Source organism: Desulfovibrio sp. OH1186_COT-070, assembly GCF_003860215.1.
Classification (GTDB): Bacteria; Desulfobacterota; Desulfovibrionia; order Desulfovibrionales; family Desulfovibrionaceae; genus Desulfovibrio.
Genome location: NZ_RQYH01000263.1, coordinates 1 through 300, shown reverse-complemented (window position 1 = coordinate 300; position 300 = coordinate 1). Strand labels below are relative to the sequence as shown.

The window sequence follows — 300 nt, the reverse complement described above, 5'->3', positions numbered from 1 at the left end:
GCTCAATGAAGCGGTAAAATATTTGTATGAAAATGAGCAAGATAAATTTTCATTTGTAGGAGAATTAGACGGCATTTTCATAAAAAATAATTGGGCGAATTATGGAGGTAAAATTGTTTTGGGTGGGTATGTTAATTTTAAAGATAATCATTTCAAACCTGACGGGGTTCTAATTCGTATTGTTAATATAAAAGACCATATCAATAGCCCAGAAAATCCACTTGTAGAATTAAGCAATGAAGTAGTAAGTGGGGGAATTTCTTCTCTATTTGGAACAATCAAGCAACAAGAAATATTAGC

General features: G+C 31.7%; 1 protein-coding gene. It reads left to right on the top strand.

Annotation, left to right across the window (positions count from 1 at the left end; translation table 11 throughout):
* Positions 1–300 (top strand): hypothetical protein (locus EII23_RS13110; RefSeq protein WP_185702429.1); only part of this gene is annotated, 300 nt, incomplete at both ends.